At 63.0% G+C, this 24,597-nt stretch carries 27 protein-coding genes and 1 pseudogene; 12 read left to right on the top strand and 16 right to left on the bottom strand.

The features are described from left to right. Positions 1-3: 3 nt before the first annotated feature. Positions 4-918, bottom strand: coding sequence for a LysR family transcriptional regulator (locus BLR85_RS13395; RefSeq protein ID WP_093156716.1), 915 nt, complete (start codon positions 916-918; stop codon positions 4-6). A 101-nt stretch (positions 919-1,019) separates the two neighbouring features. Here BLR85_RS13395 and BLR85_RS13390 point away from each other — a divergent pair, with 101 nt between their 5' ends. The 6 genes from BLR85_RS13390 to BLR85_RS13365 all read left to right on the top strand — a co-directional run bounded on the left by BLR85_RS13390 (position 1,020) and on the right by BLR85_RS13365 (position 7,224). Beyond that, on the top strand, positions 1,020-2,450 hold the full coding sequence (locus BLR85_RS13390) for a form I ribulose bisphosphate carboxylase large subunit (protein ID WP_093156713.1): 1,431 nt from the start codon (positions 1,020-1,022) through the stop codon (positions 2,448-2,450). A gap of 67 nt (positions 2,451-2,517) precedes the next feature. After that, positions 2,518-2,874, top strand: a complete 357-nt coding sequence (locus tag BLR85_RS13385) for a ribulose bisphosphate carboxylase small subunit (RefSeq protein ID WP_093156710.1) — start codon at positions 2,518-2,520, stop codon at positions 2,872-2,874. Between the two features lie 56 nt (positions 2,875-2,930). Then, positions 2,931-3,740 (top strand): CbbQ/NirQ/NorQ/GpvN family protein, encoded by an 810-nt coding sequence (locus BLR85_RS13380; protein WP_093156707.1) that lies wholly within the window; start codon positions 2,931-2,933, stop codon positions 3,738-3,740. 10 nt (positions 3,741-3,750) lie between these two features. Next, entirely contained in the window at positions 3,751-6,093 is a 2,343-nt protein-coding gene (locus tag BLR85_RS13375; protein ID WP_093156704.1) for a nitric oxide reductase activation protein NorD, read from the top strand. A gap of 167 nt (positions 6,094-6,260) precedes the next feature. Then, positions 6,261-6,701: a helix-turn-helix domain-containing protein gene (locus BLR85_RS13370; protein ID WP_139188389.1), complete on the top strand. Its 441-nt coding sequence runs from the start codon at positions 6,261-6,263 to the stop codon at positions 6,699-6,701. Further along, a complete protein-coding gene (locus BLR85_RS13365) occupies positions 6,688-7,224 on the top strand; it encodes a hypothetical protein (protein WP_093156698.1) in 537 nt (178 codons plus the stop codon). The genes BLR85_RS13370 and BLR85_RS13365 overlap by 14 nt, the downstream gene beginning before the upstream one ends. Here the strand turns inward: BLR85_RS13365 and BLR85_RS28505 are convergent. Then, positions 7,214-7,360 carry a LacI family DNA-binding transcriptional regulator gene (locus tag BLR85_RS28505; protein ID WP_139188388.1) on the bottom strand — a complete coding sequence of 49 codons (147 nt, stop codon included), beginning with the start codon at positions 7,358-7,360 and terminating at the stop codon, positions 7,214-7,216. The two genes, BLR85_RS13365 and BLR85_RS28505, sit on opposite strands and share 11 nt — an antisense overlap. A gap of 207 nt (positions 7,361-7,567) precedes the next feature. Between BLR85_RS28505 and BLR85_RS13360 the strand changes: the two are divergent. Then, positions 7,568-8,244, top strand: a pseudogene (locus tag BLR85_RS13360) (D-lyxose/D-mannose family sugar isomerase). Positions 8,245-8,357: 113 nt separating this feature from the next. On the opposite strand, the gene BLR85_RS13355 reads toward BLR85_RS13360, so the two are convergent. The 5 genes from BLR85_RS13355 to BLR85_RS13335 all read right to left on the bottom strand — a co-directional run bounded on the left by BLR85_RS13355 (position 8,358) and on the right by BLR85_RS13335 (position 12,772). After that, a complete protein-coding gene (locus BLR85_RS13355; RefSeq protein WP_093156695.1) occupies positions 8,358-9,413 on the bottom strand; it encodes a GGDEF domain-containing protein in 1,056 nt (351 codons plus the stop codon). Next, entirely contained in the window at positions 9,410-10,018 is a 609-nt protein-coding gene (locus BLR85_RS13350; RefSeq protein WP_093156692.1) for a heme NO-binding domain-containing protein, read from the bottom strand. The genes BLR85_RS13355 and BLR85_RS13350 overlap by 4 nt, the downstream gene beginning before the upstream one ends. A gap of 77 nt (positions 10,019-10,095) precedes the next feature. After that, positions 10,096-11,688 (bottom strand): trimethylamine methyltransferase family protein, encoded by a 1,593-nt coding sequence (locus tag BLR85_RS13345; RefSeq protein WP_244520722.1) that lies wholly within the window; start codon positions 11,686-11,688, stop codon positions 10,096-10,098. 95 nt (positions 11,689-11,783) lie between these two features. Next, positions 11,784-12,479 (bottom strand): HAD family hydrolase, encoded by a 696-nt coding sequence (locus tag BLR85_RS13340; RefSeq protein WP_093156689.1) that lies wholly within the window; start codon positions 12,477-12,479, stop codon positions 11,784-11,786. 14 nt (positions 12,480-12,493) lie between these two features. After that, entirely contained in the window at positions 12,494-12,772 is a 279-nt protein-coding gene (locus BLR85_RS13335) for a DUF3572 domain-containing protein (protein ID WP_093156687.1), read from the bottom strand. A 100-nt stretch (positions 12,773-12,872) separates the two neighbouring features. On the opposite strand from BLR85_RS13335, the gene BLR85_RS13330 reads away from it, so the two are divergent. Continuing rightward, positions 12,873-14,285, top strand: coding sequence for a diguanylate cyclase (locus BLR85_RS13330; protein ID WP_093156684.1), 1,413 nt, complete (start codon positions 12,873-12,875; stop codon positions 14,283-14,285). 47 nt (positions 14,286-14,332) lie between these two features. On the opposite strand, the gene BLR85_RS13325 is transcribed toward BLR85_RS13330, so the two are convergent. The 4 genes from BLR85_RS13325 to BLR85_RS13310 form a co-directional block, all read right to left on the bottom strand. After that, on the bottom strand, positions 14,333-14,890 hold the full coding sequence (locus BLR85_RS13325; protein WP_093156681.1) for a periplasmic heavy metal sensor: 558 nt from the start codon (positions 14,888-14,890) through the stop codon (positions 14,333-14,335). A 12-nt stretch (positions 14,891-14,902) separates the two neighbouring features. Continuing rightward, positions 14,903-15,304 (bottom strand): hypothetical protein, encoded by a 402-nt coding sequence (locus tag BLR85_RS13320; RefSeq protein WP_093156678.1) that lies wholly within the window; start codon positions 15,302-15,304, stop codon positions 14,903-14,905. Next, positions 15,294-15,893, bottom strand: a complete 600-nt coding sequence (locus tag BLR85_RS13315; RefSeq protein WP_093156675.1) for an RNA polymerase sigma factor — start codon at positions 15,891-15,893, stop codon at positions 15,294-15,296. Before BLR85_RS13315 ends, BLR85_RS13320 begins: the two co-directional genes overlap by 11 nt. 101 nt (positions 15,894-15,994) lie before the next feature. Beyond that, positions 15,995-16,582, bottom strand: a complete 588-nt coding sequence (locus BLR85_RS13310) for an EF-hand domain-containing protein (RefSeq protein WP_170844565.1) — start codon at positions 16,580-16,582, stop codon at positions 15,995-15,997. A 240-nt stretch (positions 16,583-16,822) separates the two neighbouring features. Here BLR85_RS13310 and BLR85_RS13305 point away from each other — a divergent pair, with 240 nt between their 5' ends. Both BLR85_RS13305 and BLR85_RS13300 read left to right on the top strand, forming a co-directional pair. Next, entirely contained in the window at positions 16,823-17,233 is a 411-nt protein-coding gene (locus BLR85_RS13305) for a DUF983 domain-containing protein (protein WP_093156768.1), read from the top strand. A gap of 112 nt (positions 17,234-17,345) precedes the next feature. Next, positions 17,346-18,026: an NUDIX hydrolase gene (locus tag BLR85_RS13300; protein WP_093156669.1), complete on the top strand. Its 681-nt coding sequence runs from the start codon at positions 17,346-17,348 to the stop codon at positions 18,024-18,026. Positions 18,027-18,029: 3 nt separating this feature from the next. Here BLR85_RS13300 and BLR85_RS13295 read toward each other — a convergent pair whose 3' ends face one another. The 3 genes from BLR85_RS13295 to BLR85_RS13285 are packed head-to-tail and all read right to left on the bottom strand — an operon-like array spanning position 18,030 to position 20,357. Further along, positions 18,030-18,944 carry a hypothetical protein gene (locus tag BLR85_RS13295; RefSeq protein WP_093156666.1) on the bottom strand — a complete coding sequence of 305 codons (915 nt, stop codon included), beginning with the start codon at positions 18,942-18,944 and terminating at the stop codon, positions 18,030-18,032. 8 nt (positions 18,945-18,952) lie between these two features. Beyond that, positions 18,953-19,297 (bottom strand): hypothetical protein, encoded by a 345-nt coding sequence (locus tag BLR85_RS13290; RefSeq protein WP_093156663.1) that lies wholly within the window; start codon positions 19,295-19,297, stop codon positions 18,953-18,955. A gap of 16 nt (positions 19,298-19,313) precedes the next feature. Further along, positions 19,314-20,357 carry an aldo/keto reductase gene (locus tag BLR85_RS13285; RefSeq protein ID WP_093156660.1) on the bottom strand — a complete coding sequence of 348 codons (1,044 nt, stop codon included), beginning with the start codon at positions 20,355-20,357 and terminating at the stop codon, positions 19,314-19,316. Between the two features lie 226 nt (positions 20,358-20,583). Between BLR85_RS13285 and fahA the strand changes: the two genes are divergently transcribed. Further along, complete coding sequence (gene fahA / locus BLR85_RS13280; RefSeq protein ID WP_093156657.1) at positions 20,584-21,837, top strand: fumarylacetoacetase; 1,254 nt, start codon at positions 20,584-20,586, stop codon at positions 21,835-21,837. 287 nt (positions 21,838-22,124) lie between these two features. Next, on the top strand, positions 22,125-22,484 hold the full coding sequence (locus BLR85_RS13275; protein WP_093156652.1) for a DUF1636 family protein: 360 nt from the start codon (positions 22,125-22,127) through the stop codon (positions 22,482-22,484). Between the two features lie 6 nt (positions 22,485-22,490). On the opposite strand, the gene BLR85_RS13270 is transcribed toward BLR85_RS13275, so the two are convergent. Continuing rightward, entirely contained in the window at positions 22,491-23,945 is a 1,455-nt protein-coding gene (locus tag BLR85_RS13270) for a cobyric acid synthase (RefSeq protein ID WP_093156650.1), read from the bottom strand. Positions 23,946-23,976: 31 nt separating this feature from the next. Continuing rightward, complete coding sequence (cobO, locus tag BLR85_RS13265; protein WP_093156647.1) at positions 23,977-24,585, bottom strand: cob(I)yrinic acid a,c-diamide adenosyltransferase; 609 nt, start codon at positions 24,583-24,585, stop codon at positions 23,977-23,979. Positions 24,586-24,597: the final 12 nt, after the last annotated feature.

Below are 24,597 nucleotides of genomic sequence, written 5' to 3'. Positions count from 1 at the left end.
TCGCTATGCAGGCGCGGCGAGATCGCCTTCCTGCAGGATGTATTCCAGGAAGGCCTGCGCCGCGTTGCTCAACCTCCGCCCCTTGCGCCGCCCGGCATACCACCGCCGTTCCAGCGGAAACCCCGCAACGTCGAGCACCACGACTTCGCCCGCCGCGAGCTCCAGACGCAGCGAATGGAGCGACAGGTAGGCCACGCCCAGCCCGGATACCACGCCCTGCTTGATCGCTTCGACGTCGTCGAATTCCATATGCGCGGAAAGCTCCACACCGGCCTCCCGAAAAACCCGCTCGACCGCAAGCCGCGTGCCCGATCCGCGTTCGCGCTGGATCACGTTCTCCGCCGCGATCCGTTCCGCGGAAATTCCCCGCACACCTGCCAGCGGATGGCTCGCCGCGGCGATGAAGACGATCCTGTTCTCGAGGAAGGGCTCGACGATGACTGTCTCCTCCTCTGCCGGGCGACCGATAATGTACAGATCATCGGCATTCTCCGCGATCCGCGCCAGAACCGTCTCGCGGTTGGTGAACTGCATGCGCGGCTCCACGCGCGGATGGCGTCGCTTGAACTGCCCCAGGAGCTGCGGCAGCAGGTATTTCGCCGTGGAAACGGCTGAAATGGAGAGCGGCCCGGCGATTTCCCGGTGCATATCCTCCAAGCTGGCCTGCATCTCGGTGAGCCGCGCGAGGATGTCGCGCGAGGCCGCCGCCACTTCCTCCCCCGCCGGGGTCAGGAACAGTGCACGCCCGACCTTGTCCGTCAACGGCAGGCCGAGCTTCTCCTCGAGCGCCTTCACCTGCATGGAAACCGATGGCTGGGCGAGATGCACCTCCTCGGCGGCACGGGTGACCGATCCGTGCCGCGCAACGGCCTCGAACAGGCGCATCTGTTGGAAAGTCGGCGGGACAAGCTTAAACATACGTGTTTCTCTATGATATAGATAAAAACAATCTAATTTTACTTAGCATTCCGGTCAACTACCCTGATTTCAACACTCGAATACAGGGAGGGAATATCGAGATGCCGAAAGATGGAGTGAAATCCTACAGTGCTGGCGTGAAGGAATACCGGGAGACCTACTGGACGCCGGAATACACGCCCCGCGACACCGATTTCCTGGCCTGCTTCAAGATCATCCCGCAGGAGGGCGTGCCGCGCGAGGAGGCCGCTGCCGCCGTCGCCGCCGAAAGCTCGACCGGCACCTGGACCACCGTCTGGACCGACCTGCTGACCGATCTCGACCACTACAAGGGCCGCGCCTACGCCATCGAGGACGTGCCGGGCAGCGACGAGGCTTTCTATGCCTTCATCGCCTACCCGATCGACCTGTTCGAGGAAGGCTCGGTCGTCAACGTCATGACCTCGCTGGTTGGCAATGTCTTCGGCTTCAAGGCTGTCCGCGCTTTGCGGCTGGAGGATGTGCGCATCCCCATCGCCTATGTCATGACCTGCGGCGGCCCGCCCCACGGCATTCAGGTCGAGCGGGATATCATGAACAAGTATGGCCGCCCGCTGCTCGGCTGCACGATCAAGCCCAAGCTCGGCCTTTCTGCCAAGAATTACGGGCGTGCCTGCTATGAGGGTCTGCGTGGCGGACTGGATTTCACCAAGGATGACGAGAACGTCAACTCCCAGCCCTTCATGCGCTGGCGCCAGCGGTTCGACTTCGTGATGGAAGCGATCCACAAGGCGGAGGCCGAAACGGGCGAGCGCAAGGGCCACTACCTGAACGTTACCGCGCCGACCCCGGAGGAGATGTACAAGCGGGCCGAATATGCCAAGGAACTCGGCGCGCCGATCATCATGCATGACTACCTGACCGGCGGTTTCACGGCCAACACGGGGCTTGCCAACTGGTGCCGCGACAACGGAATGCTGCTGCATATCCACCGCGCCATGCACGCCGTTCTGGACCGCAACCCGAACCACGGCATCCATTTCCGCGTGCTGACCAAGATGCTGCGCCTGTCGGGTGGCGATCACCTGCACACCGGCACCGTGGTCGGCAAACTGGAAGGGGATCGTGCCTCGACGCTGGGCTGGATCGATCTGCTACGGGAGAAGTGCATCAAGGAAGACCGCTCCCGCGGCATCTTCTTCGACCAAGACTGGGGCTCCATGCCCGGCGCCTTCGCCGTGGCCTCGGGCGGCATCCATGTCTGGCACATGCCGGCGCTGGTCAACATTTTCGGCGATGATGCCGTGCTCCAGTTCGGCGGCGGCACGCTGGGCCACCCATGGGGCAATGCGGCGGGTGCCGCGGCCAACCGCGTGGCGGTCGAGGCCTGCGTTCAGGCCCGCAACGAGGGCCGCGAGCTGGAGAAGGAAGGCAAGGACATCCTGACCGCTGCAGCCAAATCCAGCCCCGAACTCGCCACCGCGATGGAGACCTGGAAAGAGATCAAGTTCGAGTTCGACACGGTCGACAAGCTCGACGTCCAGCACCGCTGATCTTGCCGACATTCCCGCCGGCCCCACTTGCGGGCCGGCCAGACCAGACATTCGAAAGGACCCCAAAATGAGCGCCATGCAAGACTATCAATCGTCGCTCTCCGACGTCAGCAGCCGCAAGTTCGAAACCTTCTCCTACCTACCGGAAATGGATGCCGCGAGCATCCGCAAGCAGGTGGAATACATCGTTTCCAAGGGGTGGAACCCCGCCATCGAACATACAGAGCCCGAAAACGCCTTCGGCCATTACTGGTACATGTGGAAGCTGCCGATGTTCGGCGAGACCGACGTGGACCTGATCCTGGCCGAGGCCGAGGCCTGCCACAAGGCGCATCCCGCCAACCATGTCCGGCTGGTCGGTTTCGACAATTACAAGCAGTCCAAGGGCGCGGAAATGGTCGTCTATCGCGGCAAGCCGGTCTGATCGCATCAAGCCCCTGGCCCGTTACCACCGGCCGGGGGCAATTCGGGGGAGCGAACATGAACGTCCAGAACATCGAACAGTACCGTGTCGGCGCCGAACCCTTCTACCGGGTGACCGCCGGCGAAGACGCGCTTTATGAAGCCGCCTATGCCCGCCGGATGCCGGTGATGCTCAAGGGGCCTACGGGCTGTGGGAAGTCCCGTTTCGTCGAATACATGGCATGGAAACTTGGCCGGCCACTGATCACGGTGGCCTGCAACGAGGACATGACGGCCTCCGATCTGGTCGGGCGCTACTTGCTCGACAAGGATGGCACCGTCTGGCAGGACGGCCCGCTCACCACCGCCGCGCGGATCGGGGCGATCTGCTACCTCGACGAGGTGGTCGAGGCGCGGCAGGACACGACCGTCGTCATCCACCCGCTCACCGATCACCGCCGCCAGTTGCCGCTCGACAAGAAGGGCGAGTTGCTCGAAGCGCATCCGGATTTCCAGCTCGTGATCAGCTACAACCCCGGCTACCAGTCGCTGATGAAGGACCTGAAGCAGTCCACGAAGCAACGCTTCGCGGCGCTGGATTTCGACTATCCGGAAGCGGAACTGGAAGCAGAGATCGTGGCAAGGGAAACCGGGGTCGATAGCGAGACCGCCGGCAAGCTGGTGCAAGTTGCCCACCGCACCCGCAACCTCAAGGGGCACGGGCTCGACGAGGGGATCTCGACCCGGTTGCTCGTCTATGCCGGCCAGATGATCGCCGAAGGCGTGGAGCCTGTCGCCGCCTGCCAGATGACGCTGGTCACACCGCTGACCGACGATCCGGACATGCGCCAGACGCTGCAGGCCGCCGTGGAAACCTTCTTCGTCTGAGGCATAGGCCATGACCATCACCCTCGACGAATATCGCGATTGCTTCGCCAAGGCGCCGCCCGAACTGACCGAGACGATCGAGCCGGTCTTTCACGATGCGGCGCGGGTGATGAGCCCGGCGGGCCTGTCCGATTACATGGAGGGCGCGCGGGGGCTCACCAATCTCGGGCGCGGCTATGACCTCGTTTTCGCCTGGCTGGAGAACATGCCACTCGTCGTCAAGGAATGCGGCGAGGACGTGATCCGCGACTGCCTGTCGGCAGCGATGAAACTCAGCTCGATGACCTCGGGCGAAGTGATCGCGCTGCTGTTCTCCTCGCTGCCCACCGCCGCGCGCCGTCTGGGCGATCCGGAGTTGCTGCGTGGCTACCTCGCGCTGATCCATTCGCTCTCGGCCAAGGCGGCGCGCGGGTTGCGGCCCATGCTCTCCAATATCGACGAGCTTCTGTCCAAGCTTACCCTTTCGGGCCTGCGCCGCTGGTCCAATTTCGGGGCGGAAGCCTATCGCCGCGACCTGCCCAACCTGACCCGCTACTTCGCGCTGGAAAGCGCCGATTCCCGCAAGATGCTGCAGCAGGAGCGGCGCGGAACGCTCTTCATCGACAGCCAGCGGAAGCTGAATTTCTACCTGCGCGCGCTCTGGGGGCGCGACTTCTTCCTGCGCCCGACAGCCGCCGATCACGAGGGGTTCCGCCCCTATATCGAGCACCACGTCATGCATCTGCCGGATGCGCTGGACGACCTGGGCGACGTGACCGGGACCGAGCTTTACCGCGCCATGGCCGCGCATCAGGCCGCGCATATGCAATACACCTCTGTGCCGATCTCCGCCGAGCAACTGACGCCGGCGCAGATGTTCTTCATCGGCCTGATCGAGGATGCGCGGGTGGAATGGCTGGCGGCGCGGGACTTTCCGGGCTTGGCCAAGCTCTGGGGGCGGTTGCTCAAGCGCCCGCATGAGAAGCGCGTGGAACATGAAACCATCGAATGGCTGGAGAAGTTCACGGCCCTGCTGAACGATCCTAAAGCGGTGACCGGGCGGGAGGCGCTCGACGCGCTCGGGGCGAAGTTCCATGAAGAACTCTCCGCCCGCTCCGATGACAATAACCTGTCCTCGCACCTGGGACTGGAGTTGTTCCACATTTTCGCTGCCAACCGCGATGTACCGAGCCTGCGCATTCTCAACGCCATCCGTATCCCCTATCGCGACGACAACCGTTTCGTCTGGGAGTTCGAGGAGTTCGACTGGGCCTCGCACGGCGCCGAGTACATCCCGGCCAGCCAGCGGCAGGTCCGCAAATATGTCTCCGTGATGGAGATGGCCCATGAGGTCGATGCCGAACTGGCCGGCGACGATGCGCAGGAGATCTGGGTCTGCAAGGACGAGTTCATGCCCTACGAGGATGCCGGCGAAGCGACGACCAGCTTCAACGACATGTGGGGCAAGGAGCCGATCTCGGCCCCCTTCCACTACCACGAGTGGGACTACCAGGTGCAGTTGCACCGGCCGGATTGGGCCACGGTCTATGAACGTCGCGCGAGCAAGGGCGATGCGGGCAATGTCGAGGCGATCCTCGCCGAGCACCGGCCCGTCGCGCATCGCATCCGCCAGATCATCGACATGCTGACGCCGGCGGGCGTGCAACGGGTACGCAACATGGAAGATGGCGACGAGATCGACCTCAACGCCGCCGTGGACGCAATGATCGCGATTCGCATGGGCAAGCAGCCCAACCCGCGCATCACCATGCGCAACGTGATCAACTCCCGCGACCTTGCCGTCACGCTCCTGCTGGACCTCTCCGAGAGCACGAACGACGCCGCCCCGGGCAGCGACAAGACCGTGCTGGAGTTGACCCGGGAAGCCGCGACGCTCGTGGCCACGGCCATGTCGGGCATCGGCGACCCATTCGCGATCCACGGTTTCGCCTCCGACGGGCGGCATGACGTGCATTACTATCGCTTCAAGGACTTCAACCAGCGCTTCGACGACGAGGCCAAGGCGCGGCTCGACGGGATGAAGGGGGGGCTCTCGACCCGCATGGGCGCGGCGCTCCGACATGCCGGGGCCGGGCTCTCGAAACAGCCCCAGCAGCGCAAGCTGATCCTGCTGGTGACCGATGGCGCCCCCGCCGATATCGACGAGCGCGACCCGCAGCACCTGCGCCATGACACCAAGAAAGCGGTGGAGGAATTACAGGCGAAAGGGGTGCTTACCTATTGCCTGACGCTCGATCCGGAAGCCGACAGCTATGTCAAACGGATCTTCGGTATCAACAACTACACCATCATGGACCAGGTCGCCCGGCTTCCCGAAAAGTTGCCCGCCCTGTTCGCAAGCCTGACACGCTGAGGCCTTTTCTCGCCGATCCCGCGGCCTGTCTCCCGCAACGCGGCCCGGATAAATCGTTCAGATCGTGAAGCAACTTGATAAGTCGCACTTCCGATGTATATTAAAATCATCGTTCTCCACACGCTGCCTTGGGGAGACGTCGAATGTCGCCGGAACGGAGTGCGTTCATGAGTCTGCATTCGCTCTATTCGCGGATGCAAGGGTTTGTTGAAAAAGCGAAAATCGAACCGCCCCTGTCGCGAATGGAGCGACAGGAGATAGGCATCTTCGAACATCCTCAGCCGCTGCATTTCATCGCGCGACAGGTGGCGGCGCTTCGCTCCTCCGGGACGGCCATCGCTGCCTCGCTCGAAGAGAAAGGGCTCGCAGGACGGCGCCGCGCCTCGCGGGACGGAGAGGTTTGGCTGCTGGGGTTGACCGACGCCGGGCACAACACTCACGAGCATCTGATCGAACGGTTTTCAAAGCTGTTTCGGCAGGAGGTACGCCTGACACGCGCAGAGATAGTGAGCCTTGCCAGCATGCTCTCGCGTCTCGACACAAGCGCCCGGGAGATTGCCCTGCCAAGAATTGATCTCAAGGGGGAGGCGCAACATGGCACGGGTTGAACGGCCTGAAAACGGCCCCTGCTACGTGATCTACCAGATCCACATGGACTATCCCGAAGGGCGATTGACCTATACAGGGCGCACAACCTGCAAGCTCGCGGCCATCCGCAATCGTGCCTGTCGGGAGGTGGACCGGGTACTGCGCGGCGTTCCCCCAACCAAATCGCATCACAGCCGGGCGATCCACATCGTCTCGGCCGCCGCAGTGATCGAGGGCTGGCCAATGGAGTTCGAAGTCAAGGCCTACACGGACAGCCGCGCGCAGGCGCTCAAGCTGGAACACCGCTTCAAGGCTGAAATTCCGGCTGAAGCCTCTCTCAACGGCATAGGATCGCCGAAGCTTCTCAAGACCTGCCGCCTTATCATTGCCGAGCACCTGCAACGTCAGGGCATGGAAAACCACCGCATTCGTACCGCGCTGAACCTGGAAAAGCTGCCCGAGCAGAGCCACCACCATGCGCGCGCCATGGCGGAGCCGCCCCTTGTGCGGACCAGTAGGCCTGAGCGCGTTTTCAGTCGATGACCATCGTCTTTCCGGTCCGCAACCGGCGCGCCGCCTTGGCGATCCTGGGATCATTGGCGCGCGCCCGCGATACCGTCGCCACCGCAAGACCGGACAGTTCTGCGACCGTCTTGAGTGTCGGGCGTCCTGGCGACATCTTGATCTCCGATTGTGAAACATCCTCTGCAACAAGGATGTCTGTCGCTAACGGACATTATTGAAGCGTTACAACAACCATGATCCTTCGCGTCGGTTTCCAATGGGAGGCAAACATCGAACGCGAGCATGTCGAAGGCCGCACCCTTCGGTCCCACCATGACCGAGCGCATGCGACTGACGCCCGGCAGCCGCAGGATGCTCCAGAATGAAACGCTCCCGGATTAACGAGATCATGGCCTCGGCGGACGAGAGGATCCGTCAATTCGGCTTCGTTCTTCCGCCCTTTGCCTATTGGACACCGGATGAATTCAGGGCCAGGAGCGAGATCGCCCGGAGCGTGATCGACGCCCGCCTGAGGTGGGACATCACCGATTACGGACAGGGCGATTTTGACAAGCTGGGCCTGTTTCTCTTCACCTTTCGCAATGGACGGCTGAGCGACCTGCAAAGCGGCAGAGCTATGTGCTGCCGAGAAGCTGGTGATTTCCCGCTAGGACCAGGTCAGCCCCTTCCACACCCACGTGATCAAAGCCGAGGACATCATCAACCGTGGCGGCGCGACGATGGCGATCGAGCTTTATGGCTCCGATGCGGATGGGAATTTCGACGAAACTGCGGGCGGCACCGTGATGTGCGGTGCGCGACGACAAGCCCGGCGAGGTTCTGCTGTTCCAGCCCGGCGAGAGCGTCACCCTGATACCGGGCGACTGGCGTGCTTTCTGCGGCGAAGGGGCTGATGTGCTGATAGGAGAGGTCAACACGGTCAATAACGATCTGGCCGACAATATCTTCCGCGCCCCTATCGGCCGCTTCTGCAATATCGCAGAGGATACCGACCCGACGCATCTTCTGGTCAGCGACTACGACAGCTGGATGAAGTAAGGCGATATAGGCCTGGGCTGCGGGCAACGCCCGCCGCCCCGCCATACTCACGATGGATCTGTCCGCTGTCGGTTCCTCGGGGCTCTAAGATCCGAAATGCAGTACTTCCCGGCTCATGCCGCCGGGCCGACGCCAATCGGTGCGACTGTCGCCCGGCTTCGCCCGGCCCGTTTCGACGCGTAAAGGGCAAGATCCGCGGTTTCCAGGATATTCTCGGGATCCGCTTTCGGATTATGCGCACTGGTCGTGATACCGATGCTTCCGGAAATTCGAAGCCGCGTGTCGCCGTAGGGAATCGGGACCTCCAGCCGCCGGATGATCCGGTCCCCAATGTCTGACAAGATCATGACATCGACCAACTTCTGAAAGATCAAAATGAATTCGTCGCCACCGACCCGCGCCGCGATGTCCTTTTCACGTGTCTCGTGAACAAGAATCTTGGCGACGGCCTGAAGAACCTCGTCGCCGGCGGCATGACCATGGGTATCGTTGACCTGCTTGAAATAATCGAGATCGAGATGAAGAAGGCCGAACGGAATGCCGTCCGTACCAAGCCGGGTTAGAACATGATCCATCGCGCGCCGGTTCTTCAAACCGGTCAGCGTATCTGTGAAGGCCTGTTCCTCCGCCGCGATCATTGCCCCCTGGAGCCGCTGGTTCAGTTTCTTGGACTCCTGGAGCGCCGCCGATTTTGCCTCAACCAGGTGGAGCATCTCGATGGCAAGATCGGTCCCGGCAAAATCGGCCGCTGTCAGATCGAAGCTGCGCACCGCCTCGACGAGGGAGAAGCCGAAGGAGAGGTTGAGCAAAACCTCGCCACTATTTGACAGCGGAACGACCACGCCCTTGAAGCAACCATTGGCCTGGTCACGCAAATGCAGCGAAAGACGACCGCCTTCGACGGCCTGCAACTCGGAAACGCTTCGGGCGCCCCGTGGTCGGCGCAACTCGAAAACGTCGAAGAAATTTGCGCCTTCCAGATCTCCGTCCGGTCGCAATTTCCGCAAACTTCGCCCAAGCCGGAGGATCCGGCCATCCGGAGACAAGACCAGATGCATGGGCATCAGCCGTTGCAGCGAGGTGGCGTCCAACGACACAGGGGGCAGTGCGGCAGGACATCCGACAGAGCCGGTAATGATTGGCAAGGCGATATGATCGGGGCAACTCATGCTTGCGGCTCCGGCGCATTGGCTGTCGGGCGCGCAAGCGAGAAACTTCGGCCTTCGGAAAAGGCGCTATCGAGCAAGCTGATGCGGATCGTCGGCCCATTGCCCGTCGTGCTTTCCTGTTCCAGAAAGGCAAGTGCGCCAAAATCATCCGCCATGGCACGCAGGATACCCACGAGCACGCAGGCATAGCGCGGCTCCGGCCCGCCCACACGCAGTTCGAATTGCCCGTCTTCTCCTCCCAGCAATTCCAGGTTCGGAAGCAGAAGATCCGGAACCGCCAAACGGACCCTGTCTGGCAGGTCATCCAGCGACAGCAGGAACTCAGAGAAAGTCTGCCCCCCGAAACGCAGCAATCGCCGAATCGCTTCCGTGTTCGGATGGCTCACAAGATAGGTCCCCACATCCTCCAGAAACATATCTTCCGGCTTGTCGAGCAGGCAGGAGGCGGCCTCGATCAGGGCATTCGTGAGCGCGTCCTCATATGTCAGCATGGACTCGAAACCGCTGACCTCGATTCCGATCTGCCGGGCGATCTCGATCCAGACGACCTGCCCGTAATTGTCCTGAACGAAACACTGGATCGACTTGTTTACTAATCCATGCATACCGATGCCTTTTCTTTCGAAGGAGGCTAGGTTGGCGGGTTTAAGAAATCGAAAACAGGCGCCTGGGTTCGGTGAGATCAGAAATCGGTCGGCGCACCACCTTCGGATTTCCGGCGCGCGACGAAGTCGGCCAACTCGTCGGCGATACCGGCCTCCAGAGCCGGTGGTTCGAAATCCGCGACGATCCGCTTCCAGAGCGCATGCGCACGCTCTGCTGTCCACCTGCCGCCATCCAGCGCCCAGGCCTCGTAATTGCGCCAATCGGACAGGATCGGCTGGTAGAAAGCCGTGCTATATCGGTCCTGGGTATGCGGCGTGCCGAAGAAGTGCCCCTCCGATCCGACTTCGGCGATCGCCTCCACGGCGATATCCTCCGGGCCAGTCGCCGTCAGGGCGGGATCAAAATATCGTTGAATTTGCTGTATAATTTCGCAATCCATGACGAATTTCGCGGGGCTAGCGATCAAGCCCCCCTCCAGCCAACCAGCGGCGTGATAGACGATATTTGTCCCCGATTGCACGGCCGACCACAGGGCGTTGGAGGTCTCCCAAATAGCTTGCCCGTCGGGCACATTCGCCGCGCTGGAACCGCTGGCCCGGAGCGGCAAACCATAGAACCGCGCCATCTGGCCGGTCATCTGCGTTGCCCGCATGTATTCCGGCGTACCAAAAGCCGGCGCACCGGACTTCATGTCAACATTAGACGTGAAGGTTCCGATCACGCAGGGGCAGCCGGGACGAACCCATTGAAACAGGGCAATCGCGGACAGCGCCTCGGCGATGGATTGGGTCACAGCACCCGCCATGGTCACAGGCGCCATCGCTCCGGCGAGCGTAAAGGGCGTCACGATGACCGCCTGCCCGCGCCGAATCAGCCGCAGGCAGCCGTCGATCATCGGGACGTCATGTTTGAGCGGCGAGGTGGAGTTGATGTTGGTGTACATCCGCGGTGTGGTCTCGAATTCCTCGTGGCTCAGCCCCCCGGCAAGGCGCACCATCTCCATCACGTCCTCGACCCGCTCAGGCCCGAGCGAATAGGCGTGAACGACCTTGTCCGTCAGCACCAGCTTGTCGTGGAGCACATCGAGATGACGCACGGAGGCATGGATATCCACCGGCTCCACGGGATAGCCGCCCGCGAAGTGGATACAGTTGAAATATTGGGTCAGTTTCAGGAGGTCTGCGCATTGCTTGCGGGTTCCAGGCAGCTTCCCATGCTCGATATCCCAGTAATTCGGCGGCGAGGAGACATTTCCAAACAGGATGTTGCGCCCGCCGATCGTGATCCTTCGAGCCGGATTGCGCGGGGTGATCGTGAAACTGTCCGGTGCCTTGCGCACCATCTCCATCACCCAATCGCGCCCCATGCGGACATTGGTGCCGTCGACGCGACAGCCTGCAGCCCGGAAAAGATCGAGCGCTTCCTTGTTCAGAAACTCGATTCCGATCTCTTCGAGAACCCGCATCGCGCCGTCATGAATCGCCAGAACGCCTTCTTCGCCGAGGGGTTCGGTCGGCCGGTCCGTATTCTGCGGAAGATGCCAGGGCATCTGTTCGATCACGCCGCCGGCCTGCCGCCGGGCATTGCCGGCACGTCCTCCGCCGCGCCCCCGACGGCGCGCGCCCTTCTCCCCGACAGTTTCCGCGTCCCTGTTCATGTCGCCGCTCATTCCGCGCCCCCCTTGGTCCTGCCAGAATGCCCGCAGGTGCGATGCAACGGAGTGCCGGAATGCGACCGGGCATGTCGGAAACGGGTGGCTTTGGCTCAGCTCCCGGCGAGCCAGCGGGGTAAATGGCCGATATCGGGCAACACGGCGGAGGCAAATGGCGCGAGATCCTCGTGCTTTGCCGGGCCCGTCAGCACAGCAACCGGAACCATTCCCGCAGCCTTGCCGGCATGGAGGTCATGCGTGCTGTCCCCGATCATGGCGACCTGCTCCGGGCGCAGGCCCACGGCCTCGCAAAAGGCCAGGCACTGGCCCGGTTCGGGCTTGGCGCCGAAGCCGCTATCGGCTCCAACGACGAAATCGAAAATACCCAATGCGCCGATCGTCTCCAACTGCACACGCGCGGCGCTCTCGGCGTCATTAGTCGCCACGCCGAGCACGATTCCTTCGGCCCGGAACCGTTCCATCAACGGAAGGAGCGGAACCGCCGGCGCCGGCGAAATGCGTTCGGAGGCTTCGACGATCCATGCGAACAGCTTGCCATAGTCGAGATGGGGCAGCCCCGGAAGCAGAGCCATCACAGCGTCGTCGACGGTTCCGGCGATCACGACGGACTCGGGCGCGAACTGCCGCTCCGCACGGTTCAGGTGGATCCGTCGAGCAAGGTGCTCCGCAACCGCCTCGTCACCCTCACCCAATTCTAGCATGAGATCGGACGCCCAGCCGCCCCAGGTTGCCTGGAAGTCAAAAAGCGTGCCGTCCTTGTCGAATAGAAGCCCGCGGATTTCGGACATCGATACGCCTCCAGCTAGGTCCAGTCCGGCGATGCGCCACCGGGCAGAGCCTGCCGAGCCGCCATCGGTTCGTCGTAACGCAGGCCTTGTGATTCGCAGAAGGCCATGACCCAGGCATCGTCCATCATTATGAAATCGAGCACGGAGCCCAAAAAATCGGCATCTTCTGCCCGGGTTTTCATGTCATCCAGGCTCGCACCGGTCGCTCCGAGAAAGACCGGCAGCAACTCGTCGTTTCCGGAAAGCCACGCAAGCGCCAGTATAGCCAAGGTTTCCGCGGTTTCGCTCTGCATCAAAGCCTCGTGAAGATTCGGGAAAGGTTTCTTTAACCAATCTCAACAAAGAATGAGCACCACAAGAGTTCGCGGGGGCTCATGAGGGGAGTGCGGCGCAATGCCCGGTAGAATACTGGTCGTCGACGATGTTGCCACCAACAGGATCATCCTGAAGGTGAAACTTGCCGGCGCCGCCTATGACGTGCTTCAGGCCGGAAGCGGCGCGGAAGCTCTGAAGTTGGCGCAGCGGGACATGCCGGACCTGATCCTTCTGGATATTTCCATGCCCGAACTTGATGGGCTGGAAGTCTGTCGGCGGCTGAAGGCCGACCATCGCACAGCCGACATACCCGTGATCATGGTAACCGCCTTCAACGATCCTGCCTCCAAGATCGCCGCACTGGAAGCCGGCGCCGAGGATTTCATGACAAAGCCGCTCGACGATCTGGGTCTTCTGGCCCGGGTCCGCTCGTTGATACGGGCACGCGGCGTCGCCGCTGAGCTGGCCCTGCGAGAAGGCACCCGGCAGGCGCTCGGCTTTGCCGAACCGACGAGCGGATTCGTGGCTGCGGGACGGATCTGCCTTGTTGCGGCCGATGAAGCCACCGCGCTTGCCTGGCGCCGGGGGCTGGACGGCAAACTGCACGACAAGATCGAGGTCCACTCCCCCGGCGAAGTGCTGAAGAACGCCAACGGGCCGAAGCTGCCGGATCTCTACGTGATCGCGGCGGATCTTTCGCGCAGCAACGAAGGGCTCATGTTGCTGTCCGAGCTGCGCTCGCGCCAGACCACGCGCCATGCCGGGATTCTCATCGCGATCGACGAGGACGCCCGTATGCCGGCCACGATGGCGCTGGACATGGGCGCCTCGGACATCATCACCCTGCCATTTGACTATGACGAGTTGGCTCTTCGTCTGCGGGCGCAGCTTGCCCGCAAACGCCAGGGAGACCGGCTGCGGTCACGGGTCCGCGACGGGCTGCAGATGGCGGTAACCGATCCTCTGACCGGGCTTTACAACCGCCGCTATGCCATGTCGCACCTGACACGTGTCCGCGAGCGGGCGATCGCGAATGATCGCAGTTTTGCGGTGATGATGATCGACCTCGATCACTTCAAGCAGGTCAACGACACGCATGGACACGCGGCCGGGGACGAAGTGCTCAAGACCGTCGCCGAGACGCTGAGCTGCAACTTGCGGAGCGTCGATCTGGTGGCGCGGATCGGCGGCGAGGAGTTCATCGCCATCCTGCCTGACATCTTTCCGGACGCCGCGCTCAGTGCCGCCGAGCGGCTTCGGGAAAAGGTTTGCACCGCGCCGATCACCCTGCCCCGGAAAAACGGGCAGGCTACTCCCTTGACGTTGATACAGACGATCTCCGTCGGCCTGGTCACGGATGGTTGCGGGCCGGCCGGCACGCACGCATCGCTGTCGGAACTGTTGGATCGCGCGGACAAGGCGCTCTACCACGCCAAGAGCCTGGGTCGGAACCGGGTAGTGATCAAGGCGTCCGGCCAGGAAGCGGCGTAACAGGCACGCCGAAGATCAGCCATTGAGACGCGCGGCCGGCACCTTCGTCATTGCGGCGGGCGCGGCGGCATGGCGGGACGCATGCCGTCGCCACGTTTTCCATCACGCATACCTGGACCACGTTGTGCGCCCGTCTCAAGGCGATCGGCAAAAGCTGAGCGCTCCTCGGGAGTCATGGCTTCAAGTTGGGAGACCATCACCTCCAGCCCAACCTCGCGACTGCGTGCCGCCAGTTCGGACTGCCGGGCAATCGCGGCCCGCAGGCGTTCCGCGTCGAACGGGTCCGCACGCAACGCCTCAAGGGTCTCGGTATAGAGATTCCGCCACTCCGCCCGGTTGACGTTGACCTTGCCACGCTGCGAGCGGGCCGCCTGTTCGAGTTGCCTGCGGTTCTGCGGTTCGAGCGCCATCAGGTAGGGCCCAAGCCCCAGGTCGCGCGCGATTAGCCTTGGATGGTCCTCGCCGCGCGAGAAATTCAGCCAGGCTCCGCCGGCAACGCCGAGGATCACCATGTTCAGTGCCAGCGAAATGAACAGCAGCACGCGCAGCCCGGTGCGGCGGCGCGGCTCGTCCTGTTCTTCGGGCATCGTCGTTTGATCCGTCATCTTCTGCGGTTCCTATCCTTCGGCCAGCAGTTCGGAATATACCGGAAGCATCGAGCCGAGGCTGGCGTCATAACTGTAGCTGCTCTCCATGACCGACAGCGTCAGGTCATCCAGCGCGGCGGGCGGGTTATATCCGATCCAGACACCGGCCACCGTTGCCGTGACCAGCCCAGCCACCGCCGGCCAGCCGCCGATCATGTCCAGCAGGCCACGGATCCGTCCGCGTCGGGCAGGCTGCGGGCCGCTTGAGACGGGTTCGGGCATGGCCTTGGCCGCCCGTGCATCCTGCGCCTCGTAAGCATCCGCCAGCACGCGGGCCAGAAGGTCCGAGGAGGGCTCTTCGGGCTCGTCCCGCAGCGCATCGAACAGCGCTTCCAGTTCCAGCTCGTTCTGCTTTTCGAATTCAGCCGTCATCGCTCAACCCCAGTTCAGCACGCCGTCCCTTCAACAGGGCGGACAATGCGCGTTTGCCTCGAGCGGTCAGACTTTCGACCGCCTCGACGCCGATTTCCATCACAGCCGCGATCTCGGGGTTCGACAACCCCTCCAGGTGACGAAGCACCACTGCCTGCCGCTGCCGGTCCGGCAACTCGGCCAGCGCCTCTTGCAAGGCCGTGGCTCGGACCGCCGTCTGCATCCGTTCCTCCGCGGGCGGCTGCTCGTCCGCGGGCGCGACACCGTCTCCGAAAGCGTCGTCCAATCCGACCCCGCGCCGCCGGCGCAACCTGTCCGTGCACAGGTTCGACGCCACCCGGTAAAGCCAGGTCGAGACCTGCGCCTCGCCCGTGCGCCACTCCGGCGCAATCTTCCACAGCCGCAACATGGCTTCCTGTGCCACGTCCTCGGCCTCGGAGCGGTCGCCCAGCATCCGTGCCGCCACCGACAGGACCCGCGGCGTCAACCGCATCGTCAGCGTGCGGGCCGCCGCCCGGTTGCCGCTCGCATAGAGCGCCAGGAGGGCTTCGTCCGTTAGTTCGGAGTCGGCATCGAATGGCATGGTCATGGTATCCGTGGCCTAGCCTTGATCTCCCTCCGGACGCAATGGTCCGTTGCGGAAGGCCCCGCGCGGCCGCTTGCCGCGCGAAGCAGGTTTTCATTGCAAGCTCAGTTGCGCCAGAACGGCATCCAGTCGCCGCCCCGCTGGTCTCCACGGCCACCACGCATGCCACGCTCACCGGGCTCGCCACGCTTGCCGAAATTGCCGCGATCACCGCGCTGTTGCATCCGCTCGGCCATGGCAGCGTATTCCGCTTCGCTGATCGCGCCATCCTTGTCGGTGTCGGCGAACTGCATCATCCGGTCGCCCGGATCCCGCTGCGCGCGACCCTGGCCCATCGCGGCTTCCATTTCCTCCTGGCTGATGAACCCGTCCTTGTCGGTATCAAAACGTGCAATCATGTTATCCAGACGGTTATTCTCGCGGGCGGCTCTCATGGTTTCGATCTCGGCTGCCATCTCTTCCTTGGAGATCTTGCCGTCGCCATCGGTGTCGGCAGCTTTGAAACGCTCGGCCGCGCGGGCAGCGGGGAAGCCCTTCAGCTCTTCGGCCGAGATCTTGCCATCGCCATCGGTGTCGATCTGCGCAAAGCCCGGACGGTCCTCGGGGCCCATCGGCCCGCCGAAAGCAACGGCGGAATTTGCTGCGACCAGACCTGTCACAATAGCGGTCGTCAAAAGCACGATACGGGTCATTTCCATTTTCCTGTTCTCGGTTTCTTTTTCGCTCGAACGCGGCGTTTTCGCACCCCGTTATGCTTCTCCAACGCCCGGACGCGGCAGTTCCGTCGCTTCGGGTGCAACTTTTTTTCGGTACCCCTTTCGCGACATCGCGCCGCAAGACCGCGCAAGACCCTGCCAAAACCGTTGAAAGGTGCCATGTTATGGGCTGCGAACAGGAAACGCCCTTTCGGGCAGAAAGAAGAAGGCTTCGATATGTGCGCTGTACAGCAGACGCCCGAAGAACGGCCCGTCCGGCCGGCCATGGCGCGTGGCTGGAGACGCCGTTGCCCCAATTGCGGCCGTGGACCGCTGCTGTCGGGCTATCTCAAGGTTGCCGATCACTGCCCCGTCTGCGAGCAGGAATTTCACCACCAGCGGGCCGATGACGGCCCGGCCTATATCACCATCCTGATCGTCGGGCATATTATGGCGCCGCTGATCCATGTTTTCTATGCGCGACTCCATCTTGAGCCGCTGGTGATGGCATCGATCCTGTCGGTTCTCTGCGTTGCGCTCTCGCTCTACCTGTTGCCCCGGATCAAGGGCGCCTTTATCGGGTTGCAATGGGCCCGCCGCATGCATGGCTTTGGGGGCGACACGAGCGGCGCCGGCTACAGCCACTAGCGGTTTTCGCCTTAAACCGGAATCGCCTTTCACTGCCTCTCGGCTTCGCCTCGAACGCAAAAGGCGTTACGTGGTATTTCAGATTGAAGGCAAAACTCTACAGGAGCGCCACATGGCCGAGACCATCGACAAGACTGCCATTCGCGACGCCTCAACGGTCATCCTGTGGCGCAAGGGGCGCGCAGGGCCCGAAGTGCTGATGGGCCAGCGCGGCTCCGGCGCGGCCTTCATGCCCAACAAGTTCGTCTTTCCCGGCGGCGCGATCGACGACGCGGACGCGGATGTGAAACTGGCCGGAAAGCCGGACGCCACCTGCCTGCGCCGGCTTGCGATAGAGACTGATCGCGCCCGCGTTCCGGCGCTTCTGGCCGGGGCCATCCGTGAGGTCTGGGAAGAAACCGGGCTGGTGCTGGGCCGCAAGGCCGCGTGGGAAGCACCCAACCCGGATTGGGCGGGTTTTGCCGCGTCCGGTTTCGCGCCCTCGGCGGCGGGGTTGTCCTACGTGTTCCGCGCGATCACCCCTCCGGGCCGGCCGCGCCGCTTCGATGCGCGGTTCTTCCTCGTCTCCGCCAGCGCGGTGCAGGGCGATCCGGAAGACTTCACCCATGCCTGCGACGAACTGCGCCACTTGCAATGGATCCCGCTCGCCAGCGCCCGCGATTTCGACTTGCCCTTCATCACCGAGGTCGTGCTTGCCGAACTGGCGCCGCTGATCGCACGAGGCGGGCTGCCCAAGACGGTTCCCTTCGTGCGCAATGACGATGTCGTCTCCGGCATTACCCGGCTGGCCTGATCGTCAGACGACGAACGCCAGCACGAGCACGCTGCCCCCCAGCAGGACAACGCCCGAGACCTCGCGCCGCGAAAGCCTCTCGCCAAAGAACACCGCCCCGCCAAGGATGCTGAGCAACAGCTCCACCTGCCCGACGGCATAGACATAGGCCGCGTTCTGCAGCGCGAAGGCGGTGAACCAGAAAAAGCTGCCGCCAAGGCTGGTCAGCCCCATCGCGACCCCCGGACGCCGGGCGGCAAGCACGCGAGCGATTTCCGCCCGGTCGCGCCAGAGAAACCAGCCCAGCATGAGCAGCATCTGCGACAGGCTGATCAAGGTCAGCGCCAGCGCGGAGCGCAACCAGAGCGGATCGTCGCCGAGCGCCAGCATCGCGCCGCGATAGCCGACGCCGGCAAGCGCAAAGAACAGCCCGCTCGTCAGCCCCAGCACGGCCGAAGGGGTCAACAGGCGCCGCGCAAGGCTCTGCCGCGCCCCACCCTGCGCCACCGTTTCCCTGGAAAGCACCAGAAGCGCCACCGCGCCGAGCAGCAGCGCGCCGAAACCGGCCAACGACACCGCCTCTCCCAGAACCAGCCACCCCACCAGCGCCGTCATCAGCACTTCGGATTTCTTGAGCGTTATGCCCACGGCGAAATTGCGCCGCGAAAAGAGCGCGACGACACAGATCGTCGCCAGGATCTGGGCCACCCCGCCCATCAGGCCATAAGCCCAGAATTCCGTGTTCGGAAATGGCAACTGCGCCCCCGATACCCGCTGCACCCCGAACAGGGCGACCACCAGCGGCGGCGCCGAGTATACGAACCGCGCCCATGTCGCCCCGGCCGCCGAAAGACCCGCCGTTTTCAGCCGTTTCTGGATGGAGAAGCGCGCCGTCTGGAAACAGACGGCGGCAAGGGTGGCGGCGATCCAGGGCTCCATGGCGCTGGTCAGTCCAGACAGACCGTCGCCCGCCGCCCGCCGGAAACCAGAACCTCGTGGCAGCCGAAGAGGGGCGTGACAGGCGCACAGGTCTGCGAACGCGCGAGGCAGTACCCTTCACAATCGGATTCCTGCCGACAGGCCTGATTGGCATCCTTCGGCGTGATTAAACAGATCTTGCTGGCATCGCCCGGGGCATTGCTGAAGGTGCCGCCACGGGCTGCGCAATTGGCGCGCTGCTGTTCGAGAAACTCCGCCGTGCCCGGCGGCGCCGTGGGTTCCGGCGCCTTGGACGACAGCATGCAGGCCCCCAGAACCAGGACCCCCGCCAACAGGTATGTCGTTATGCGCATCTCACCGCTCCGGGCATCAGAAAGGCATCGGGTGGGTCCGGTAGGCCGCGTCGATCTCGGCCAGTTGCTCTTCGGTGAGTGTCAGATCCGCGCCTTCAAGGATATGCGCCAGTTGCACGGCATTGGTCGCTCCGAAGATCACCGAGCCCATGAAGGGCCGCGCGACACAAAAAGCCAGCGCCATTTGCGCAAGGTCCAGACAATGCCGTTCCGCGATCTCCGCATAGGCCTCCACGGCAGCGGTCGAGCGCTCGTTCACCCGGTCGCCCAGAGACGCATTGATCGACATCCGGCTGCCCTCGGGCACGGCACCGCCGCGGTATTTCCCCGTCAGCAGGCCCGTCGCCAGCGGCGAATAGGCCAGCAGGCCGATATTTTCGCGCACGCAAAGCTCAGCCAGGTCGGTGTCGAAAATCCGGCACATCATCGAGTATTCGTTCTGGATCGCGACCATCTCCGGCGCCCCCGTCTGCCGCGCCAGCCGCAGCCATTCCGACGTGCCCCAGGCGCTCTCGTTCGACAGGCCGAAATGGCGGACCTTCCCTGCCTCCTGCAGCTCCCGCATGGCTTCGAGTACCTCGACCATGTTGGCCTCGATCTCTTGCTTGTTCTGATCGCCTGGCTTGTAGGTCCAGTATTGGCGGAAATGATAGGAGCCGCGATTGGGCCAATGCAGCTGGTAGAGGTCGATCACGTCCGTCTGCAGCCGCCGCAGCGAGCCTTCTACTGCCTCGACGATAGTCTCGCCGTCGATCCCGCGCCCACCACGCGTGTGCCCCTTGTTGTTGCCAATAATCTTGGTGGCCAGCACCATCTCGTTGCGCCGCCCCGACTCCGCGATCCAGCGCCCGACAATCTCTTCGGTCTTGCCAATAGTCTCGGGTTTGACCGGGTTCACCGGGTACATTTCCGCGGTGTCGACGAAATTGATGCCCGCGGCGAGCGCCATGTCGATCTGGCGATTGGCGTCCTGCTCGCTCGTCTGGGTGCCGTAGGTCATCGTTCCGAGGCAGAGTTGGCTGACCTCCAGATCCGAAGTCCCCAATGTCGTTTTCAGCATGTTCGCTCCTGTCATCCGGTCAGCGCCAAGGGATACGCGCCCCCGGCGCGAGCGCAAGACGTTTTCCGCCGTCGGGCTTCTCCTGCTGCTTGCCCCCTGATCTGTAACGGGATCTGTCTTGCCCGTTGCGGCAGGGAAAAACATCGTTGTAAAAGCAACGAGATTATTCCCGCGGAATCCGCGGTTACCCGGGACGAGCCCGGCCGTAGAGATCTGGAGGAAATGCATGACCCTATTGAGAAGCTGGATCGAGACCGCGAATGATCCAGAATGCCCGTTTCCGCTCAACAACCTCCCCTATGGCGTCTTTACCCACAAGGACAGCGCGCCGCGTTGCTGCACCGCGATCGGAGACAAGGTGCTGGACCTTGGCGGGATGCAGCGCGCCGGGTTGCTGGAACCTCTCGGGCTGACAGAGCCGGCACTGAACGGCCTGATGGAGCAGGGGCCAGAGGCCTGGGACAGCCTGCGGGTGACACTTTTCGGCTTTCTCGGAGAGGGAAGCGACGCCGCGGCAATGGTTCTGCCGCATCTCTTCCCGATGGAGGAGGTGAGGATGCACCTGCCCTTCCGGGTGTCCGAATACACGGATTTCTATTCCAGTCGCCACCACGCCTTCAATGTCGGCTCCATGTTCCGCGGCCCGGAAAATGCACTGCCGCCGAACTGGCTGCACATCCCGATCGGCTATAACGGTCGCGCCTCCACAATCGTCGTATCCGGCACCGATATTCGGCGCCCGATGGGCCAGATCAAGCCGAAGGAAGCCGACATTCCCTTCTTCGGTTCGTCGCGACGGCTCGATATCGAGCTGGAAATGGGCACGGTTGTCGGACAACCTTCGCAGATGGGCAAGCCCATCACCGTTGCCGAAGCCGACCAGATGATTTTCGGCTATGTGCTGCTCAATGACTGGTCCGCGCGCGACATCCAGGCTTGGGAATACCAGCCGCTGGGCCCGTTCCAGTCCAAGGCCTTCGCCACTTCGATCAGCCCATGGGTCGTTACCCGCGCCGCACTGGAACCATTCCGTTGCTCGCCCCCTCCGCGCGAGGTGCCGCTGCTCCCCTATCTGGCGGAGCCAGGACCGATGCTTTACGACATCAACCTGTCGGTGACGCTCACCCCTTCCGGGCGGAAAGCCCCCACGACGATCACGCGAACGAATTTCCGCGAGATGTATTACTCCGCCGCACAACAGCTTGCCCACCACGCGTCGTCAGGTTGTGCCATGCGAGTTGGCGACCTGCTCGGCTCCGGCACTATTTCCGGACCTGAGAAAGACAGTTTCGGCTCGTTGCTGGAACTGACCTGGGGCGGACAGGAACCGCTGAAGCTGGCCGATGGCGAAGAGCGGACCTTTATCGAGGACGGCGACCGGCTGAGCTTGGAGGGCCATGCCCAAGGTACTGGGTATCGCATCGGCTTCGGGGAATGCACCGGGACGGTTCTTCCTGCTTCCGGTCTCCCGGACTTTTGACCGGGCGCTGGCTCCCAACGGAAGACTATTGGGGGCGCTGCCCCCAATCCCCCGGTATATTTCCTGTCAGAAGAAAACAAGGGAGCGCCCTGGACTTCTTCTGACAACAAATATCCCTACCAGAGGCACGATCCGCAGGATCGTTACCACGCACTAAATGAAACTGACGCAAGGCTCACGAACGGCGTCCAGCAATTGATCCCGGCAAAAGAGCCGCCAAATCTCCTTGCCACTCGTAGCCGTTTCTGGCTTCCATCCCCGGCAAGCGCAAAATCAGCGGAGATCCGATGACCATAATTACTGTCTGCACAACCTGCCGCAACGAAGCGACCCGCGGCAGCAAGGATGGCAGCCCGACAGGCGAAGCCTTTCTCGAAACCGTGCAGGCGGCGGCAAAGGATGCGCCGGTGAAACTGCGGGGGGTGGCCTGTCTGATGGGCTGCGCTCATGGCTGCAACACCGCAATCTCCGCCGAAGGCAAGATGACCTACGTGCTTGGTCGCTTCGATGGCACCGAGGAGGACGCGCAGGCGCTGGTGGAATATGCAACACTTTACAGTGAGAACGAGAAAGGCGTTGTACCCTTTCGCCAGTGGCCGCAGGGGGTGAAGGGGCGTTTCGTCTCGCGGGTGCCGCCCCTCGACTGACCCGGATCAGATCGGTCGGGCAAGTGCCAGCATTGCGTCCAGCGACATGTGCCGTTCCAGGTGGTCGGCCAGCTTGTCCAAAGTCTCCTCGACTGCCGCGTCATAACCAAATCCGGACGCCTCACCGCCAATGCTGCGCAGGAAGGCGGCGCGGAAGCCGTCATCCGAGAACAGCCCGTGCAGGTAGCTGCCGATGATGCGTCCGTCCGGCGAGATCGCGCCTTCCGGGCTTCCCGCCACCTCGGCAAAGGGGCGCGCCCGATCCGGCCCATCGCTGCGCCCGATATGGATCTCGTAGCCCGAGACGGCCTCACCGCTGGCGACATGGCGCGCCTGCACGCGTGTCAGCCGCTTGTCCGGTACCATCACGGTTTCGATATCGAGCAGGCCGAGCCCCTCCGTCTCGCCCGCCGGGCCTTCCAGCCCCCCGGGATCCACGATCCGGCGGCCAAGCATCTGGTAGCCGCCGCACAGGCCCAGCACCCGCCCACCGCGCCGCACATGCGCGGCAATATCCACGTCCCAGCCCTGTGCCCGCAGGAAAGCGAGGTCCCCACGTGTGGATTTCGTGCCCGGGATGATCACGAGGTCAGTGTCGGGCGGGATCACGTCGCCGGCCTCGATCATGCTCAGCCTGACGCCCTGTTCCAGACCTAAAGGGTCGAGATCGTCGAAATTGGCAATCCGCGAAAGCACGAGGCAAGCAACATGCAGCGCGCCATTGCTGTCCGAACCGCTGATATCCAGCGCATCCTCCGCCGGGAGTTTGCGCGCATCGGCAAACCACGGCACCACGCCCAGTCTCTGCCAGCCCGTGCGCTCCGCGATCAGGCGATAGCCATCATCGAAAAGCGTCGGGTCGCCGCGGAACTTGTTGATGGCAAAGCCGGCGATCATTGCGGCATCCTCGGGGTCGAGCACTTCCTGCGTGCCGATGAGCTGCGCGATCACGCCACCACGGTCGATGTCGCCGACCAGCACGACCGGACAATTCGCGGCACGGGCAAAGCCCATATTGGCAATGTCGCCCGCGCGCAGGTTCACCTCGGCCGGACTGCCCGCCCCTTCGACAAGGACCAGGTCTGCCTCCTGCCCCAACCTTTGAAAGCTCTCCAAAACCGCGGCCAGGAGCTTTGGCTTCATCGCCGAAAACTCGCGCGCCGGCACCGTCGCCACGCGCTTGCCCAGCAGGATCACCTGCGCGCCGATATCGGTTTCAGGCTTGAGCAGGACGGGATTCATATCCACCACCGGGTCGACGCCGCAGGCCAGTGCCTGAAGCGCCTGTGCCCGCCCGATCTCGCCGCCGTCCACCGTGACGGCAGCATTATTGGACATGTTCTGCGGCTTGAAGGGGCGGACCTTGAGCCCACGCTTAGCGAAGGCCCGCGCAAGCCCCGCCACCATCAGCGATTTGCCGACATTGGAGCCGGCACCCTGTATCATCAAGCCCTTAGCCATCAGCCGGCCCTCTTTCCGATATCCGTTCTGCTCAGAACTCGACGCCGGCCTGCGCCTTCACGCCCGAGCGGAACGGGTGTTTCAGCAGCTCCATCTCGGTGGCCAGATCCGCCGCCTCGATGAGCGCTTCGCTGGCATTGCGCCCGGTCAGCACGACATGGGTCATCGGCGGTTTGTGCTCGGCGAGGAAGGCGATCACCTCGGCCGTGTCGATATAGTCGTAGCGCAGCGCGATATTGATCTCGTCGAGCAGCACCATGCGGTTTGTCTCATCAAGGATCAGCTCCTTGGCTTTCGCCCAGGCCGCCTGCGCCATTTCGATATCGCGCGACTTGTCCTGCGTCTCCCAGGTGAAGCCCTCGCCCATCGTGTAGAACTGGCACTTGTCGGCGAAATGCGCCTGGATCAGGTTGCGCTCGCCGGTATCCATGCCGCCCTTGATGAACTGCACCACGGCGCAGGGCATGTCATGGGCGATGCAACGGAAAATCATGCCGAAGGCGGCCGAACTCTTGCCCTTGCCCTTGCCGGTGTGGACGATGATCAGCCCCTTTTCCTCGGTCTTGCCGGCCATGATCTTGTCCCGCGCTGCCTTCTTCTTGGCCATCTTGGCGTTATGGCGTTCAACATCGTCGGTCATGGGAAAATCTCC

Source organism: Aliiruegeria lutimaris (assembly GCF_900099935.1).
Taxonomy (GTDB): Bacteria; Pseudomonadota; Alphaproteobacteria; order Rhodobacterales; family Rhodobacteraceae; genus Tropicimonas; species Tropicimonas lutimaris.
The sequence above is the reverse complement of the archived record's forward strand: the minus strand, read 5'-3'. Positions and strand labels throughout refer to the sequence as shown.